This window comes from Oceanobacillus sp. FSL W8-0428 (assembly GCF_038004405.1).
GTDB lineage: Bacteria > Bacillota > Bacilli > Bacillales > Amphibacillaceae > Oceanobacillus > Oceanobacillus sojae.
Map to the genome: position 1 here is coordinate 2,811,479 of NZ_JBBORB010000001.1, position 17,458 is coordinate 2,828,936.

General features: G+C 39.8%; 16 protein-coding genes and 1 riboswitch. All 16 genes read left to right on the forward strand.

Annotated elements, in window-relative coordinates:
* Positions 1-79: 79 nt before the first annotated feature.
* The 16 genes from MKY30_RS13345 to MKY30_RS13420 all read left to right on the forward strand — a co-directional run bounded on the left by MKY30_RS13345 (position 80) and on the right by MKY30_RS13420 (position 17,206).
* Positions 80-1,045 carry a CobW family GTP-binding protein gene (locus MKY30_RS13345; RefSeq protein WP_341084244.1) on the forward strand — a complete coding sequence of 322 codons (966 nt, stop codon included), beginning with the start codon at positions 80-82 and terminating at the stop codon, positions 1,043-1,045.
* A gap of 45 nt (positions 1,046-1,090) precedes the next feature.
* Positions 1,091-2,200 carry an NAD(P)/FAD-dependent oxidoreductase gene (locus MKY30_RS13350; protein ID WP_341084245.1) on the forward strand — a complete coding sequence of 370 codons (1,110 nt, stop codon included), beginning with the start codon at positions 1,091-1,093 and terminating at the stop codon, positions 2,198-2,200.
* Positions 2,194-3,867, forward strand: coding sequence for a nucleoside recognition domain-containing protein (locus MKY30_RS13355; protein ID WP_341084247.1), 1,674 nt, complete (start codon positions 2,194-2,196; stop codon positions 3,865-3,867). The genes MKY30_RS13350 and MKY30_RS13355 overlap by 7 nt, the downstream gene beginning before the upstream one ends.
* An 18-nt stretch (positions 3,868-3,885) precedes the next feature.
* Positions 3,886-5,076 (forward strand): GTP-binding protein, encoded by a 1,191-nt coding sequence (locus MKY30_RS13360; RefSeq protein WP_341084248.1) that lies wholly within the window; start codon positions 3,886-3,888, stop codon positions 5,074-5,076.
* A 22-nt stretch (positions 5,077-5,098) separates the two neighbouring features.
* Positions 5,099-5,653: a dCTP deaminase gene (gene dcd / locus MKY30_RS13365; protein ID WP_147209924.1), complete on the forward strand. Its 555-nt coding sequence runs from the start codon at positions 5,099-5,101 to the stop codon at positions 5,651-5,653.
* A complete protein-coding gene (locus tag MKY30_RS13370) occupies positions 5,650-6,852 on the forward strand; it encodes a GTP-binding protein (RefSeq protein WP_341084249.1) in 1,203 nt (400 codons plus the stop codon). Before dcd ends, MKY30_RS13370 begins: the two co-directional genes overlap by 4 nt.
* A 179-nt stretch (positions 6,853-7,031) precedes the next feature.
* Positions 7,032-8,489, forward strand: coding sequence for a protein adenylyltransferase SelO (locus tag MKY30_RS13375; RefSeq protein WP_341084251.1), 1,458 nt, complete (start codon positions 7,032-7,034; stop codon positions 8,487-8,489).
* Between the two features lie 251 nt (positions 8,490-8,740).
* On the forward strand, positions 8,741-9,091 hold the full coding sequence (locus tag MKY30_RS13380; protein WP_341084252.1) for a VOC family protein: 351 nt from the start codon (positions 8,741-8,743) through the stop codon (positions 9,089-9,091).
* Positions 9,092-9,168: 77 nt separating this feature from the next.
* Positions 9,169-10,443, forward strand: a complete 1,275-nt coding sequence (kynU, locus tag MKY30_RS13385) for a kynureninase (RefSeq protein ID WP_341084254.1) — start codon at positions 9,169-9,171, stop codon at positions 10,441-10,443.
* The gene (kynB, locus tag MKY30_RS13390; RefSeq protein WP_341084256.1) at positions 10,443-11,075 is read left to right on the forward strand and encodes an arylformamidase; all 633 of its coding nucleotides are present in this window, start codon (positions 10,443-10,445) and stop codon (positions 11,073-11,075) included. The genes kynU and kynB overlap by 1 nt, the downstream gene beginning before the upstream one ends.
* A 1-nt stretch (position 11,076) precedes the next feature.
* A complete protein-coding gene (gene kynA / locus MKY30_RS13395) occupies positions 11,077-11,925 on the forward strand; it encodes a tryptophan 2,3-dioxygenase (protein ID WP_341084257.1) in 849 nt (282 codons plus the stop codon).
* 376 nt (positions 11,926-12,301) lie between these two features.
* Positions 12,302-13,348 carry an NAD(P)/FAD-dependent oxidoreductase gene (locus MKY30_RS13400; protein ID WP_307725839.1) on the forward strand — a complete coding sequence of 349 codons (1,047 nt, stop codon included), beginning with the start codon at positions 12,302-12,304 and terminating at the stop codon, positions 13,346-13,348.
* A gap of 31 nt (positions 13,349-13,379) precedes the next feature.
* Positions 13,380-14,324, forward strand: a complete 945-nt coding sequence (locus MKY30_RS13405; protein WP_341084259.1) for an ABC transporter substrate-binding protein — start codon at positions 13,380-13,382, stop codon at positions 14,322-14,324.
* Between the two features lie 36 nt (positions 14,325-14,360).
* On the forward strand, positions 14,361-15,173 hold the full coding sequence (locus MKY30_RS13410) for an ABC transporter ATP-binding protein (protein WP_341084260.1): 813 nt from the start codon (positions 14,361-14,363) through the stop codon (positions 15,171-15,173).
* Positions 15,174-15,191: 18 nt separating this feature from the next.
* Positions 15,192-16,193, forward strand: a complete 1,002-nt coding sequence (locus tag MKY30_RS13415; RefSeq protein ID WP_341084262.1) for a FecCD family ABC transporter permease — start codon at positions 15,192-15,194, stop codon at positions 16,191-16,193.
* Positions 16,190-17,206 carry a FecCD family ABC transporter permease gene (locus MKY30_RS13420; RefSeq protein ID WP_341084263.1) on the forward strand — a complete coding sequence of 339 codons (1,017 nt, stop codon included), beginning with the start codon at positions 16,190-16,192 and terminating at the stop codon, positions 17,204-17,206. The genes MKY30_RS13415 and MKY30_RS13420 overlap by 4 nt, the downstream gene beginning before the upstream one ends.
* A gap of 123 nt (positions 17,207-17,329) precedes the next feature.
* A riboswitch (guanidine-I (ykkC/yxkD leader) is annotated at positions 17,330-17,426 on the forward strand.
* Positions 17,427-17,458 lie beyond the last annotated feature (32 nt).

A 17,458-nucleotide genomic window follows, 5' to 3' on the forward strand; every position in this document is an offset into this window, starting at 1 on the left:
ATGGACATTCGTCAATGACAGGCGATAACAAACATTTTCTTTCGTGTACATATGATGTAATGCATAAGGAGGGAAAGTATTGTCACAAAAGACACCCATTCCAGTAACTATTTTAACCGGCTTTCTGGGCGCTGGTAAAACAACGCTGCTAAATAAGCTGTTACATGACCTTTCTGATCAAAAGGTTGCAGTCATTATTAATGAATTTGGAGACACTTCGATTGACAGTCATTTGGTGGTATCAACAAAAGAAGAAATTATTGAAATAAACAGTGGCTGTATTTGCTGTAATGTACGGGGCGACTTAATTAACTTATTAGATAATTTAATGAAACAGGAAGACAAGCTGGACCGTGTTGTTATTGAAACAACAGGCATGGCTAATCCTGCTCCGGTTATCCAAACCTTTTTAATGGATGAGAAGACTGCAGATTCCTTTGAAATCGACAGTGTGATTACCATGGTAGACGCCAAGCATATCGGGCAGCACCTGCAGGAAGAAGAGCCGGCGCAGCAGATTGCTTTTGCTGATGTTTTGCTTGTAAATAAGACAGACCTGATTTCAGAAGCTGAAAAAAGGGAGCTCGAACAGCAGCTTTTGCAAATGAATCCAAATGCAAAGCAGTTTCATACGACTTATGGAAATGTCAAAACCAAAGATTTAATAGGGAAAAAATCCTTTGATTTAGATCATGCATTGAACATTGATCCTAATCTTTTAAAAGAAACACATCACCATCATCATAATCATCAGGTGACATCCTTTGTATTCCAGGAAGACCGTCCGCTCGACTTGGATAAAGTGAATAAATGGTTTGCCTATCTGGTCCGTATAAAAGGAGAAAGTCTATACCGCTACAAGGGTGTGCTTTCCATTAAACAGCTTGATAAAAAAGTTGTGTTTCAAGGAGTGCATATGCTGTTTGCAGGGACTGAGGGCGATATATGGAAGAAGGGTGAAAAAAGGCAAAGCGAGGTTGTATTTATTGGAAAGCATCTTGACCAGGAAGAATTGGAAAAAGGCTTTCAATATTGCCTTGCTTAATTTTTGGGGTTATAACCGTAATGATTACGTTTTAGGAGGGCGACGATGAAAAAAATATATGATGTCATTATTGTAGGGGCTGGCCCTTCAGGTATTGGTGTTGCGTCTATCTTGAAGCAAATGAATGCATCCTGTCTGGTTTTAGAAAAAGAGGATATCGGGGCTTCTTTTTTGAGCTGGCCAAAGGAAATGCGATTTATTACACCTTCTTTTCCAGCACAAGGGTTTGGACAAACAGACTTAAATGCGATAGCTCCGAAAACCTCACCAGCTTATACGCTTGATTCGGAGCATCCTACTGGAGCCGATTATGCAAAGTATCTGAATTTACTGGCCGAGCATTTCACCGTCCCAATTAAAAAAGGTGTTCAAGTGAAGCATGTAAACAAGAAAGGTTCTGTATTTTCGCTGGACACATCAGCTGGTCTTTATCAGAGCCGTTATGTGGTTTGGGCAGCTGGTCAATACCAATATCCCAATTTAAGACCTTTTCCTGGCGCAGAACTTGCGATGCATAATAGTCTGGTTTCATCGTGGGAAGAAGTAGACGGAGATGACTTTATCGTTATCGGCGGGTATGAAAGTGGTATGGATGCTGCCTATCAATTAGGTAAGCTTGGTAAAAAGTCTACCGTTATTGCCAGGACGAATACATGGGAGCAGGATACCAGTGATCCAAGTATTGCTTTGTCTGTCTATACCTATAATCGGGTACGTCCTTTAATTAATGCAAATTTAATAACTGTTGTGGGCAATACAGCAGTAACCGGGATTGCAGAAAATGCCTCTGGATATGATGTATATACGAAAGATGGAAAAGCGTACTTCACTCCAGAAAAGCCTATCCTGGCAACAGGTTTTAAGGGGAGTACAGCTCTGATTGAAAATTTAGTCAACCTCGGGAAGCATGATGAAGTACTCGTTAATGAGACGGATGAATCGGTTATGACATCTGGTCTGTTCTTAGCAGGGCCGGAATTACGGCATGACAGTCATATTTTCTGTTATATTTATAAATTCCGCCAGCGCTATGCAATCATTTCCGAAACAATTGCTAGGAATTTAAATTTAGATTTATCTATTTTAGATATGTATAAACAGGAAAACTTTTATTTAGATGATCTTTCATCATGCGGAGAAATGTGTCAATGCTAGATTACAGCGAGGTTTCTTCTTTAAATCAAACAGAAGTATTGCTGATAGGGTTTGAATCGGTCGGGAAATCCGGTCTGTTCCGGGAATTAACTGGTGAAAAAAGTGCATTGGCAAGAAATGTGAAAGGGTCGACAACTGCTGCTTTAGAAGCTTTTTGTAAATTAAATCCTCATATTCAGTTAACGGATTTACCTGGACTACAATTGGATATAGACAGTAAAAACACGCAGCTTACTTTAGATCATTTTCAAGAGGAGAAAACGATTTTATTAGTAGTGAAAGCGACCAATTTGAAAGAAGAAGTGACGGATCTGTATGAGGAACTGGACTTGAAAGGGAGAAAGGTGGCAATTATTGCAACACATAGTGATAAACACCTTCCGACCCAAGCTGAACAAAAGCGGGTGCGGGAATTATTACAGGTCCCTGTTGTCTGGGTCAATGCAAGAGCGCTGAATGAAAGAATGCAGGAAGAAATCATTACATGTATTGGGGAAGCAAGGGTTTGGGGAGCTTCGAAGAGCATTCTTTCTTTTCTCCCTGACTCTCCCCATCCCGTTAACCAGTTAATTCCAATATTTCGTCTGCCCATTGCAGGGCCGTTAGTTGCTTGTTTATTTATTCTGGCAATGTTTGCACTCCCTGTACTCGGTGCCTATCTATTTGTCAGCTGGCTGGAGCCTATTGCAGATCAGTATGTGCTTGACCCAATTACCTCTTGGGTAGGACAAGCACCTCCGTTTTTAGCTGATATTTTTATAGGGGACTACGGATTAATTACGCTGGGATCTTATTCATTCCTCTGGGCTTTTCCTGTTGTTTTGCTAATTAGCATCATGACTAGCTTGACAGAGGAAACGGGCATACAGGAGCATGTAACGAATGCGCTGGATCCCTGGCTTCGTAAAATTGGTTTGACAGGCAGGGATTTACTTCCTGTTATCACGGGCTTCGGCTGCAATGTTGTCGCTGTTTTCCAAACCCGAGGCTGCAGCAGCTGTACCCGTACTTCTTGTGTTTCGCTGATTGCATTTGGCTCTGCATGCAGTTATCAAATCGGAGCAACGCTGTCTATCTTTAATGCAGCCCATGCTCCACTTTTATTTATTCCTTATTTATTTATCTTATTTATCGTCGGAGCAATTCACACAAGAATTTGGAATCAGGATGAGGCAAATGAACTGACCCGTATTGCTCCGCTTCCTTATATTCAAAAAATAAACTGGCAGGCGTTTGCCTGGAAGGTTGCCGGGTCAATTAAACAATTTTTGCTGCAGGCGATGCCGATATTTTTAGTTATCTGTCTGGTTGCATCTGTACTCCAGACAGTAGGTGTATTATCTGTTTTCAGCTGGCTTGCCGCACCGATATTATATTTGTTCGCCCTGCCTGTAGAGGCAGCTCCAGGATTGATCTTTTCTTTTATCAGAAAAGATGGCCTGCTTGTTTTAAATGTGGGACAGGGCAGTTTATTAATGGATATGTCCCTCAGTCAGATTTTTATCCTGGTTTATTTGGCATCGACACTTTCTGCCTGTCTGGTCACGTTATTTACAATTGGCAGAGAGCTTGGCTGGAAAACTTCCTTGTCTATTGGCGGAAAGCAGATGCTGACAAGTGTTGTAAGTGCAGCGATTCTTGCGGGAGGATTATATTTCTTATTTTAAAAAGAGGAGGACAAGCAAATGAAGAAGATTCCTGTTACGGTGTTAAGCGGCTATTTAGGAGCCGGAAAAACAACTTTATTAAACCATGTCTTACATAACCGGGAAGGGTTAAAGGTGGCGGTCATCGTCAATGACATGAGTGAGGTCAACATTGATAGTGAGCTGGTTCAAACGCAGGGCGGTTTTTCACGTACGGAAGAGAAGCTGGTCGAAATGTCCAATGGCTGTATTTGCTGTACCTTGCGGGAGGATTTATTAGTGGAGGTTGAGAAGCTGGTAAGACAGGGAGAGTTCGATCATATCCTGATTGAGTCCTCTGGCATCAGTGAACCGATTCCGGTTGCGCAAACCTTCTCTTATATTGATGATACGATGGGGATTGATTTAACACAATACTGCCGTCTGGATACAATGGTTACCGTTGTCGATGCGAACCGTTTCTGGCATGATTTTGGTTCAGGGGACTCACTGCTTGGCCGGAAGCAGGCGGTCAGTGATGTTGATGAACGAAATATTGCTGATTTATTAATTGATCAGATTGAATTCTGTAATGTACTTATTCTCAATAAAACGGATTTAGTCAAAGAGGAAGATTTAGAAAAGCTGGAGAAAGTCATTCGTACCTTACAGCCGGAGGCAAAAATTATCCGTACCGAGCATTGTAATGTTGATTTAAAAGAAATCGTTAATACCAATTTATTTGATTTTGAGAAAGCCAGTGAATCGGCAGGGTGGCTGCAGGAATTAAATGCAGGAGTTGAAAATCATACGCCGGAAACAGAAGAATACGGAATCAGCTCTTTTGTATATCGATCCAGATTGCCATTCCACACGGAAAGACTTGTAAGCTGGTATCAGGATTTACCAAGAGAAATCGTCCGGATGAAGGGCGTTATCTGGTGTGCGACACATAATGATTTAGCTTTATTATTGTCGCAGGCAGGCCCTTCTGTCGAGGTAGAGCCGTTAGCTTATTGGGTCGATTCCTTGCCAAAAGTCCAACAGCGGGAAATATTGGAGCACAATCCGGAGGTTAGAGATTTGTGGGATCCGGAATTTGGAGACCGCCATACCAAGCTCGTTTTCATCGGAATGGATTTGGATCGTGAGCAGATAACGGAGGATTTAGAACGCTGCTTGTTGAGTGAGTCAGAAATGAGTGAGGATTGGTCGAGGTTCAGAAATCCATTTCCTTGGCAGCTATCTTAAAAGGGAAAGGAGCTTTAAATAGATGATTTTATCAGGACAAACGATAAAGCAGTATGTATATGACAACCAGCTGTCCATTACTCCTTTTCAGGAATTAAGTATTCAGCCGGCCTCTGTTGATTTGCGGTTAGGGACGGAATTTCTAGTCGTTGATGATATATCCACTCCTTATTTATCTATTGATAAGCCGGCAAATTATCAGGAAATAGAAATAGCGGATAAAGAAACAATAACTATTCCGCCGCAATCCTTTATGCTGGGAACTACTCTGGAGCACATCGGTTTACCCGGTCATTTAACTGCTTTTGTGGAGGGAAGAAGCTCTATCGGCAGACTCGGTGTTTTTATTCAAAATGCCGGCTGGATTGATCCCGGCTTTTCCGGACAAATTACGCTGGAATTATTTAATGCGAACCGTGTACCTGTCAAGCTGCAAGCGGGAATGCGTGTGTGTCAGCTGGTTATTGCTGAGGTGGATCAGGAAACAGAGGGATATAGCGGAAAATATTTATTTCAAAAGGGGACAACCCCAAGCCGGGTATATATGGACCGCGAAAGAAAGGAGCAACAAGAATGAACAAGAAAATTCCAGTAACAGTTTTGAGCGGATTTTTAGGAGCAGGGAAAACAACCCTGCTCAATCATCTGCTCCAAAATCAGCAAGGACTTAAAATAGCAGTTATCGTCAACGATATGAGTGAAATTAATGTGGATGCGAAATTAGTAAAGGAAGGCGGCTTTGTCAGAACAGAAGAAAATATGGTGGAGATGACAAACGGCTGTATCTGCTGTACCTTGCGGGAGGATTTAATTGTTGAGCTTGAAAAACTGGCTAAACTCGATATCGATTATGTGTTAATTGAATCGAGCGGTGTATCAGAACCGATCCCGGTTGCCCAAAGTTTCGTTTATGCTGATGACGAATTAGGGATAAACTTAAATACCTTTTTCCAGCTTGATACGATGGTAACGGTGATAGATGGACATCAGTTTTGGAGAGATTATCAATCAGAGGATCTGTTAATGGACCGCCAGATGGAGGTTTCTGATGATGACGAGAGAGGAATCGTTGATTTATTGGTAGACCAAATTGAATTTGCCAATGTGATTGTTTTAAATAAGACAGATAAGATGTCTGATGAGGATATAATATCATTAAAAAGCCTGCTCTATAAACTGAATCCGGAAGCAAAATTTATTTCGGCAACGTATGGACAGGTTAATCCATTGGAAGTGCTCCAAACTGGCCAGTTTGACTTTGAAGAAGCAAAGCATGGAGCCGGCTGGATCAAAGAATTAAATGAAGAGCATATACCGGAAACAGAAGAATATGGTATCAGCTCCTTTGTCTATCGAAGCAGAAAACCGTTCCATCCCGAACGTTTTCAGGCATGGCTGGAGAATTGGCCTGAAGAGATCCTCCGGGCCAAAGGCTTTTTCTGGTTAGTCACCAGAAATGATGTAGCAGGGTTTTTATCCCAGGCAGGTTCTATGATGACGCTGGAAGGAGCAGGCAGATGGCTGGCAAGCTATTCTGAAGCGGAACAGAAAGCGTTAAGAGTCCAAGATCCATCTTTGTTTGAGGACTGGGATGAACAGACCGGGGACAGAATGACAGAGCTTGTTTTTATTGGCAGTGATATGGATAAGGAAGGGATTATTCGTTCGTTGGATGATTGCTTGGTGACGAAGGAAGAAGAGAAAGAGGCTATTTCTTCATTTGTTGATGAATTGCCTGCTTTCCGGTTATATAAGTATTTTTCACAAAAAAATTAATGGATATAAAGAGAGGAATGCATATTTCTATGTGTTCCTCTTTTTCTTTACAGATATTAATAAGAAATAAAATTACAATATTTATAAATAAATTTATACTGCAGGTGCAAAGTAAAAGATAGTTGTTATATGGATATGTTATCCTAAAGGAAAATAAATTTAATATTTGGAGCGATTATATGACAAATAAAACGAATCAGGGATGGAATTTGAAAAATAGCTATCAGCGTTTACCTGATCTTTTTTATACCAGTCTTCAGCCAGAAGAAGTGGGGCAACCGGAATTAGCAATATTTAATGAAAAGCTGGCAGCTGAATTAGGGCTTAACAGCAGCCATTTGAAAAACGACTCTGAAACCTTTTCAGGCAATCATCTTCCAGAAGGGAGTAAACCAATTGCTCAAGCCTACGCCGGTCATCAATTTGCAAACTTTAACATGCTGGGCGACGGACGGGCTGTATTAATAGGCGAACAGGTAACTCCTGAAGGGAAGCGCTATGATATTCAGCTGAAAGGGTCTGGAAAAACGCCATACTCACGCCGAGGTGATGGTAAAGCAGCACTTGGCCCTATGTTAAGGGAATACCTGATCAGTGAGGCGATGCATGGCTTACGTATCCCGACGAGTAGAAGCCTGGCTGTAGCTGAAACAGGAGAGGAAATTCAACGTGAAATTTCATTACCCGGGGCTGTATTGACAAGGGTAGCTGCCAGCCATATCCGGTTTGGAACATTTCAATATGCACGGAATTGGGGAAGTAAAGATGATTTGCAAGCACTCGCAGACTACACTATTGCCAGACACTATCCAGAGCTGGAAAAGGAAGAGGACCGTTATTTATTATTTTTATATAAAGTGGCGGAAAAGCAAGCTGTATTAATTGCAGACTGGCAGTTGAAGGGGTTTATCCATGGTGTAATGAACACGGATAACATGGCAATCAGCGGAGAGACCATTGATTATGGTCCATGTGCCTTTTTGGATCAATATGATCCGAAAACATTTTTCAGTTCCATTGATCACCAGGGCCGTTATGCTTATGGAAATCAGCCGGGAATAGGAGCCTGGAATATGGCCCGTTTTGCAGAATCACTGTTAATTCTTATCGATGACGAAGAAGAACAGGCAATTCCAAAGGCGAAAGAAGCTGTTGAAGCATATGTAAAATCAGTAGAAGGATATTGGTTAGATGGAATGAGATTAAAACTGGGAATTATCGATAAAAGTGAGGATGATAAGGTATTGATCAAGACCTTGCTGGACTTGATGGAGAAATATTATGCTGACTATACGAATACATTCCGCTCATTAACCTTGAAGCAGCTCGATTCAGAGCCGGGTCTTTTCCAATCGACCGCTTTTAAAGAGTGGTATCAGTCATGGCAGGATAAGCTACAAAATCAGTCAGCTCCAATAGAGGAAGCTTATCAATTAATGAAGCAGCATAATCCATCTGTTATTCCTCGAAATTATTTGGTGGAAGAAGCGTTAACAGCTGCTGTGGAAGAAGGAGATTATAAACCTTTTCATGCACTATTAGCTGTTTTGGAAAATCCATATGCTTATACGAAAGAGCAGGGAAAATATGCTGTTAAGCCGCCGAATGAGGATTATCAGACGTTTTGTGGAACGTAAGGATTTGATTTGAAATTGGAATGAAATGTATAAAGTGTCTAAGATAATTCTAAATGTAATTTCTTGAAATTTTTCCTCTCTTTGTAGAGCTAAAAAAATCCGGACTATTATTCAAAATCCCATACAAGGAATCTTGAATAATAGTTCAGATTTCTCTTTGAATAAAATATTATTTATGATAAACGTGATAGGATATGATTCTGTTACCTGGCCAGACGGCGAAAATATGAAAATTTTAGGAGAGTGCAAGGATGAAAATCAAACGAATTGTTGTCAATGTAGAGACACAGGACATTTCTAAAGCGGTGTATTTTTACGGAGATCTACTTGGACTTGATCTGCTGATGGATATGGGATTTATTGCAACTTATGGTTCAAATGAGAAAATGGATACTCAAATCAGCTTTCTTTCAGAGGGAGGATCCGGTACACTGGTTCCTGACTTATCAATTGAAGTCGATGACCTTGAAGATGTATTAACTCGTATAAGAGAAGCGGAGATTCCAATTGAATATGGGCCGGTTGAGGAACCTTGGGGAGTTCGGCGATTTTATGTAAGAGACCCATTTGGAAATCTAATCAATATTCTTATACATTTATAGAGAGCTAGGGTTATATTGACGTTAATTATTATTGAAGCACGTTCCTAGTTCGTATTTCATAAAGAGGAAGTGAAGAAATGGAAGAAAAATACACAAAAGCTTATGCTGAAAAATTAGACGCAAAAGATGAATTAAGAGCCTTTCGAAATGAATTTTATCTTAAAAATGAATGCGTTTACATGGATGGGAATTCACTAGGATTAATGAGTAAAAGAGCGGAGCAGTCTGTTTATGATTTATTGGCATCATGGAGAGAATATGGCATTGATGGATGGACAGAAGGGAATCAGCCCTGGTATTACTTATCTGAATCACTTGGCGGAAAAATGGCTGGTCTTATTGGTGCTGAAAAGGAGGAAGTTGTTGTTACTGGCTCGACCACGGTGAATTTGCATCAGCTTGTGTCTACATTTTACGAACCAAAAGGAAACAGAACAAAAGTATTGGCAGACTCACTTAACTTTCCCAGCGATATTTATGCATTAAAAGCTCAATTAAGAGGAAAGGGATACGATGATTCCCACCTTATTCAAGTACAGAGCGAAGATGGACATATACTGGATGAAGAAGCAATTATCAATGCAATGACAGAGGATGTTGCATTAATTGTATTGCCAAGTGTACTCTACCGTAGCGGGCAGATCTTGGATATGGAAAAGTTAACAAAAGCAGCGCATGAACGCGGGATTAAAATCGGTTTTGATCTATGTCATTCGATTGGAGCCATCCCGCATCAGCTGCATGATTGGGATGTTGATTTTGCTTTTTGGTGTACTTACAAACATTTAAATGGCGGACCTGGCAGCGTCGCAGCACTCTATGTAAATGAAAAACATTTTGGTGTGTCTCCCGGACTCGCAGGCTGGTTCAGCTCAAATAAGGAAAAGCAGTTTGATATGGAGCATACATTGACACCCGCAGAGGATGCCGGAGCATTCCAAATTGGGACACCCCATGTGCTAAGTGCTGCTCCGCTTATTGGCACGTTGGATTTATTCCATGAAGCAGGAATTGAAAAGATACGTAGAAAATCCCTGAAATTGACAGCATATATGATAGAGCTGATTGAATATGAATTAAAGGAATTTAATTTTGTTATCTGTAATCCGGTAAATGACAAGCAGCGCGGCGGTCATATATACATTGAACATCTGGAAGCTGCCCGAATTTGCAAGGCCTTAAAAATGGAAAAAGTTATCCCTGACTTTAGAAAACCGTCTGGCATCAGGCTTGCACCAGTTGCTTTATATAATTCTTTTGAAGATGTTTATGATTGTGTGCAAATACTGAAAAATATTATGCAAGAAAAAGTATATGAGCAATTTTCTAATGAAAGAGAGGTTGTTTCCTAATGTCTAAATGGATTGATATTTCTCAAGTTTTGAATAATAAACTGGCACACTGGCCGGGGGATGAACCGTTTCACTATGAAACATCTGTAACGAAAGAGATGACGGACTCTGTTAATATTGGCAAAATAACAACGAGTGCGCATATTGGAACCCATGTTGATGCGCCTTTTCATTTTTTAAATGACGGGAAAAGGATACTTGACTTAGATATTGAACGCTATATCGGTCCTTGTAAGGTCATCGACTTAAGTGATTTTGATGAAATTAGCGAAACTGCTATAAAAACAAAAGAAATCTCGCACGTAGAACGTTTGTTAATCAAAACGGCACTGCCAAATAAACCGGACCGTTTTCCGGAGGAAGTGTCACCCATAACTGAGAATGGTGCGGCTTACATGCAATCAATCGGTGTAAAACTGGTAGGTGTGGACACACCGTCTGTAGACAAGGTTTCAAGTAAAGATTTGACTGGACATCATGCGCTTTATAAACATGATATTTATATTTTGGAAAATGTGATGCTGGATCAGGTCGAGGAGGGTGACTATGAACTGATTGCCCTGCCATTAGCTCTGGAAGAAGGCGATGGAAGTCCAGTACGTGCTGTAATCAAACCAATAGAGGAGAGCTAAAATGAAGTCTATCAATCAACATCAGGCCTTTGAAAATGAAAAAAGTATCCACACAGATTTTAAAGAAAAAATGACTTATAGTGACTATCTGGGACTGGATACGTTATTATCCAGCCAGCGTCTCTTGAGCGATCATCACGACGAAATGTTATTTATCGTTGTTCATCATGTGAGCGAGCTCTGGATGAAATTAATCCTTCATGAAATCAATTCTGTTGTTCAGGATATACAGTCTGATAACTTGAGATCTTCCTTTAAGAGGCTCGCACGGGTATCCCAGATACAGGAACAGCTGAAAAGTGTATGGGATGTCCTTTCCACCATGACACCGAGTGAATATATGGAGTTTCGAGATAAATTAGGAAATGCATCCGGTTTTCAATCCTATCAAAATAGATTGATAGAATTTGCTCTTGGATATAAAACAGAATATGTTCTGAAAATATATGAAAAAGATCCAGATCTTCATCAGATTTTACAGGAAGCGCACGAAGCACCGAGTCTCTATGATGTTTCGATACAGGCACTTGCCAGAGCAGGGCTTCCAATCGATGAGGATGTATTGAACAGGGATGTCAGTGTTACACATAAATCTAATGAAAGTGTGAAACAGGCCTGGATGACGGTGTATAAAAATGTAGATCAATATTGGGAGCTGTATGAACTTGCGGAAGAGCTGGTCGATATAGAGGATTTATTCCAGCAGTGGCGTTTCAGGCATATGAAAACGGTAGAACGGATTATTGGCTTTAAAAAGGGGACAGGAGGCTCCGGTGGCGTAAGCTATTTGAAAAAAGTACTTGATCAGTATTTCTTTCCGGAGCTTTGGGAATTGAGGACAGAGCTTTAGACTATAATGTTTTATTTTCATGGAAAGAGCAGTTCTTCTTTATTTAAGAGGAGCTGCTCTTTCTGCTGGATACCATACATTTCTTCAATTTCTTAAAATAATAATCGTTTTCTTCTTCAGAGTTATTAAAATCAATCAACTCCAATTCGTGTGACAAAATATTGAATGCTCCATTTTAGTTGTCATTACTATAAGGCAGAATAGAAGCTATGAATCAAAATGTTTACCGGGAAGATATGATTATATTCATGCAAAAACAGTCATAGGTATATCCAAAAAAATGTATTGACTTATAAGAAAATTGAATTATAATTGATTTAATTGATAACGATTATCATTATCAATGAGGATATAAATATAAAGGATGGGATAATGGATGTCTATAAGTAAAGAAGAAATATACGATATTACAATTATTGGCGGCGGGCCAGCAGGGTTATTTACTGCTTTTTATGCAGGGCTGCGGGAAATGAAGACGAAAATTATCGAAGCCGATAATAAGCTTGGCGGGAAAGTACATGTTTATCCGCAAAAAATGGTATGGGATGTAGGAGGACTTACTCCTTTAACAGGAAGAGAATTAATTGACCAATCAATTAAACAGGGACTGACATTTGATCCAGCTGTTGTATTGGGACAGATTGTAACGGATATAGAGAAAAATGAAGACGGTATCTTTATGCTGACAACCAGTGCAGAAGAGAGACATTATTCTAAAACAATTGTTATTGCTACTGGAATGGGCGGTGTTATTAGTCCGTTAAAATTGGAAGTACCAAGGGCAAATGAATTTGAAAGTAAGAATCTTTATTATAAGGTTCTCGATGTGAATGAATTCCGTGGAAAATCTTTGCTTATATCAGGCGGCGGTCCATCCTCGATTGACTGGGGCAATGATTTATCGCCAATAGCTAAAGAGATTACATTAATATACCGGGGAGATGATTTAAAAGGGCTGGAATCAACTAAAACGAAGCTCATAAATAACGGAGTGAATATCGTGTTTAATACAGAAATACATGAGCTTGCAGGCGAAGACGAAGTTTCAGAGGTTGTCCTGTATAACAACAAAACAAATGAAAGATATACGATGCCGGTAGATGCGCTGCTCGTGAATCATGGATACAACAAGGACAATTATCTTTTTAATAATGAGCAAAATAAGACCGGGTTAGAGTTGGGAGACTATTTCCAGGTGAAAAGTGATGCTAATGGAAATACCAATCTTCCAGGAATTTATGGAGCAGGTGACTGCGTCTCCTATGAAGGGAAGTTGAAATTGATTGCCGGTGCTTATCAGGATGCAGCAAATGCAGTAAACAGCGCCAAGCTGTATATGGAACCAGATGCACATAAAACTGCTATTGTTTCCTCCCATAATGATATTTTAGATGAAAAAAATAAAGTATATTTGTACGGATAAAAACTTACACAAAAAAGAGGAGAGAAACACCATGAAAAAAAGCTTGTTCTTTTTAATCAGTGCAATATTTCTTATATTTTTAGCAGCCTGTAATGATAATAGCCAGGAAGATAATAATGCTGAGGCAAATGATGAAGAAAGTAATGAATCAAGTGAGGCTGAAACCAAAACATTTACAACTGACAGCGGAGATGAAGTGGAAGTACCTGCTGATCCTGAACGAATCGTTGTACTTCACCCGACATACATACGTGCATTACTTAAGTTTGGACATGAGCCGGTTGGAGTAAGCTTTTATGTCGACCAGGATGAGGTTCTGAATGAGGCAACAGAAGGGATTGAACGCATAGATCCAGAGGACGTAGAGAGTATTATTAATTTAGAGCCTGATTTAATTGTTGCGACAGCGACGGATCCCAATTTAAATAAACTGCAGCAAATTGCTCCTACTATAACGTTTGACTCGATGATTAGCACGTATAAAGATAATACAAAATTATTGGGAGAACTTGTAGGAGAAGAAGATCAGGCACAGGCCTGGCTGGATGAATGGGAGGAACAGATGGCTCAGGATACAGAAGAATATAAAGACTTAATAGGAGACAGTACACTTTCGATTTTCCAATCAACACCAAAAGGGCTGGTTTCATTTAATACAGATTATGGCCGCGGTGGAGAAATATTATACGATGGCTACGGGTTTGTACAGCCGGAAGCGCTGGCAGAAGTCACAAAAGATCAATTTAATGTGGAGCTGTCTACGGAAGAGCTTCCAGAGTACGCCGGTGATTTTATAGTGTTAGCTACAGAAGGTGAGGAAGCTCCTATAGCGGAATCAGCAGTTTGGAAAAATGCAGAAGCTGTCCAGGAAAACAGAGTGATTGAATTAGATTTAGCTGTGACGAGATATAATGATCCTATTTCATTAGAAGCGCAGAGAGACATCATTAAAGAGCAGCTGGATGCAATGAAATAAAATGATAGATTAATTTAATAAAAAAGAGGGAGCTCTATGAATCGTCTTACTGGAAGAAATTTAACCATCGCCTACGGAAATAAGGTTATTATTGAGGATTTGGATATTGAGATTCCCAATAAAAAAATAACCTCAATTATTGGTCCTAATGGCTGTGGAAAATCCACTTTATTGAAAGCATTATGCAGACTTCTTCCAATAAAAAAAGGAAAAACCGCTTTAGATGGAACAGATATCAATAAATCGGCTTCTAAGGAGATTGCCAAAAAAATTGCTATTTTACCTCAATCTCCAGAGGTGGCTGATGGTTTAACCGTCGGGGAACTAGTGTCTTATGGAAGATACCCCTATCAAAAAGGGTTCGGGCGTTTAGTTCCAGAAGATGTAGAGGTAATTGATTGGGCTTTGCAAGTTACAGGCATAACCGAGTTTAAGCATAGAATAATCAATGATCTGAGCGGCGGCCAGAAGCAAAGAGTATGGATTGCTATGGCCCTCGCTCAAAAAACAGATATTATTTTTCTGGATGAACCAACCACTTTCCTTGATATAGCACATCAGCTTGAAATCCTGGAATTGATAAAAGAGCTGAATCAAAAACAGCAAACAACAATCGTAATGGTACTTCATGATATTAATCAGGCTATTCGTTTTTCAGATTACATGATTACCATGAAGGATGGAGAAGTGATAACACAAGGTAATATACCAGAGGTTTTATCAAGCCAGCTGCTTGCTGAAGTTTTCCAGATTGATGCTGAACTGATGCAGGATAAGCTGACTGGCAAACCAATGATAGCAAATTACCAATTAGTTAACAGGAAGTATTCAAAAGTTGAAATTAAGTGAAGAAATGAGTTAATAGTTATGGAATTGAAGAACAAAATCCCTTTTCATTTTAGTATTATTTTTACCATTGCTTGTATCATTCTCGTTATAACGTTTTGGATATCGATTGTGTATGGCAATGCTGATATAGATACCTCAACAATTCTAAATGCCATTTTTAACTATGATCCAGAGGACGTGAATCATAATATTATTATAGATGTCCGTATTCCCAGAGATATCGGAGCTTTATTAGTTGGTGTTGCTCTTGCAGTTTCAGGAGCAGGAATTCAGAGTGTCACGAGAAACAGTCTTGCTGATCCCAGTTTAATTGGTTTGAATTCGGGAGCTGCTTTGATGCTGGCATTGACTTACGCAGTTTCACCTGTTATAACGTTCCCACTTTTAATTTTAACTGGATTTATTGGTGCAATGCTTGGCGGAACTATGGTGCTGATGATCGGGAGTTCCAGAAAAGACGGATTTAATCCTGTCCGCCTTATTTTGGCAGGGGCTGCAGTCAGCGCTCTGCTTAGTGCGGCAAGCCAGGCTATTGCATTATATTTTAGATTAAATCAAACTCTAATATTCTGGAGTTCTGGAGGTGTTTCTGGAACTACCTGGCAGCAGTTATATACTGGTATCCCTGTTGTTGCTATTATCGTGGTTATCTTTATTCTTATAAGCGGACAATTGTCTATCCTGAATTTAGGTGAATCAATTGCAAAAGGGCTGGGACAGAATGTGAAGCTCATACGGGCAGGAACAATGCTTTTGAGTATGCTTCTTGCCGGAATTTCTGTAGCAATAGTCGGGCAAATTGCATTTGTTGGCTTAATGGTTCCGCATATTTCCAGGTTTTTAGTTGGTACAGATTATAAAAAAGTTATCCCATTAACTGCTGTTTTAGGAGGTTGTCTGGTCGTTGGTGCAGATACTGTTGCCAGATTAATGGGAGAAGCTCCTGTCAGTGCAATTATTTCCTTTATAGGTGTCCCTTATTTTTTATATTTGATTAAAAAAGGGGGACGTACGATATGATCGATTCCAAGCTGAAAAGAAAGCAGATAATAGTATGCCTCGTTTTAACAGTACTGCTTTTTTTGGCAGTCACTTGGAGCATTACCTCCGGTGAATATAAAATGGATTTATCCGCTTATTTGAAAACATTGATTGGGCAAGGAGAATTCAAGGATAACTTAATTTTAATGGAATTCAGAATGTCGAGAATGCTGATTACATTGCTAGCCGGAATGGCCCTAAGCATGAGTGGTGCCATTATCCAGAGTATCACTAAAAATCCATTGGCAGAATCCGGGATTCTTGGCATAAATGCAGGTGGAGGTTTTGCTATTGCTGTTTTTATTGTTATTGGACAAGTAAACCCCAATACCTTTATTTATGTTCTGCCACTGATAAGCGCAGCAGGAGGGATTTTGACTGCATTGCTCATTTTTTTGTTCAGTTATAATAAAGGCAAAGGAATCAGTCCTGTCAATATGGTTTTGATAGGTGTCGGACTATCTGCAGCGCTATCTGGGGGCTCTATAACAATGATGAGGAAATTTAATGAAGATCAGGCTGAATTTATTGCTGCCTGGATGGCAGGGAATATCTGGGGAGATGAATGGCCCTTTGTTCTTGCATTTTTACCATGGATATTAATCATTATTCCATTTCTATTCTTTAAGTCAAACAGCCTAAATATTATCAATACGAATGATCAAACAGCAAAGAGTTTAGGAGTGAACCTGGATAAAGAAAGGCTTATTTTGCTTATTGCCTCAGTTATTTTATCATCTGTTGCTGTTGCAGTGGTTGGCTCTATCGGTTTTATTGGTTTAATGGGACCACACATTGCGAAGTCTTTTGTCGGACCAAGACATCAGCTGTTCCTGCCGATTGCATTATTGACGGGTGCATTTCTATTGGTGGTTGCTGATACCGTTGGCCAGACGGTTTTGCCGATTGGTACGATTCCGGCAGGGATTGTTGTAGCAATTATCGGTGCTCCATATTTCTTGTATTTGATGTATAAAACAAATGCGGTTTAAAGATTTATCGCTGAAAAAGGAAGCTGTTATTGGTGATGAAGAATAGTAAAGCATGCCAATTTAAGGCAGATTACTGTTTGACTACATCCAAAATATATGTATAATATTATCTAAGTAAATAAGTTGAATGTTTTCTAGGGTTCCGCAACAATCAGTTGGTCTGGTCCGAGAGGAAACTCACAGCTTAGCTGTGCCACGGAGGGACAAAAGCCCGGGAGAAACTGTTTAACAGTTATCTCCCGGTTTTTTTGT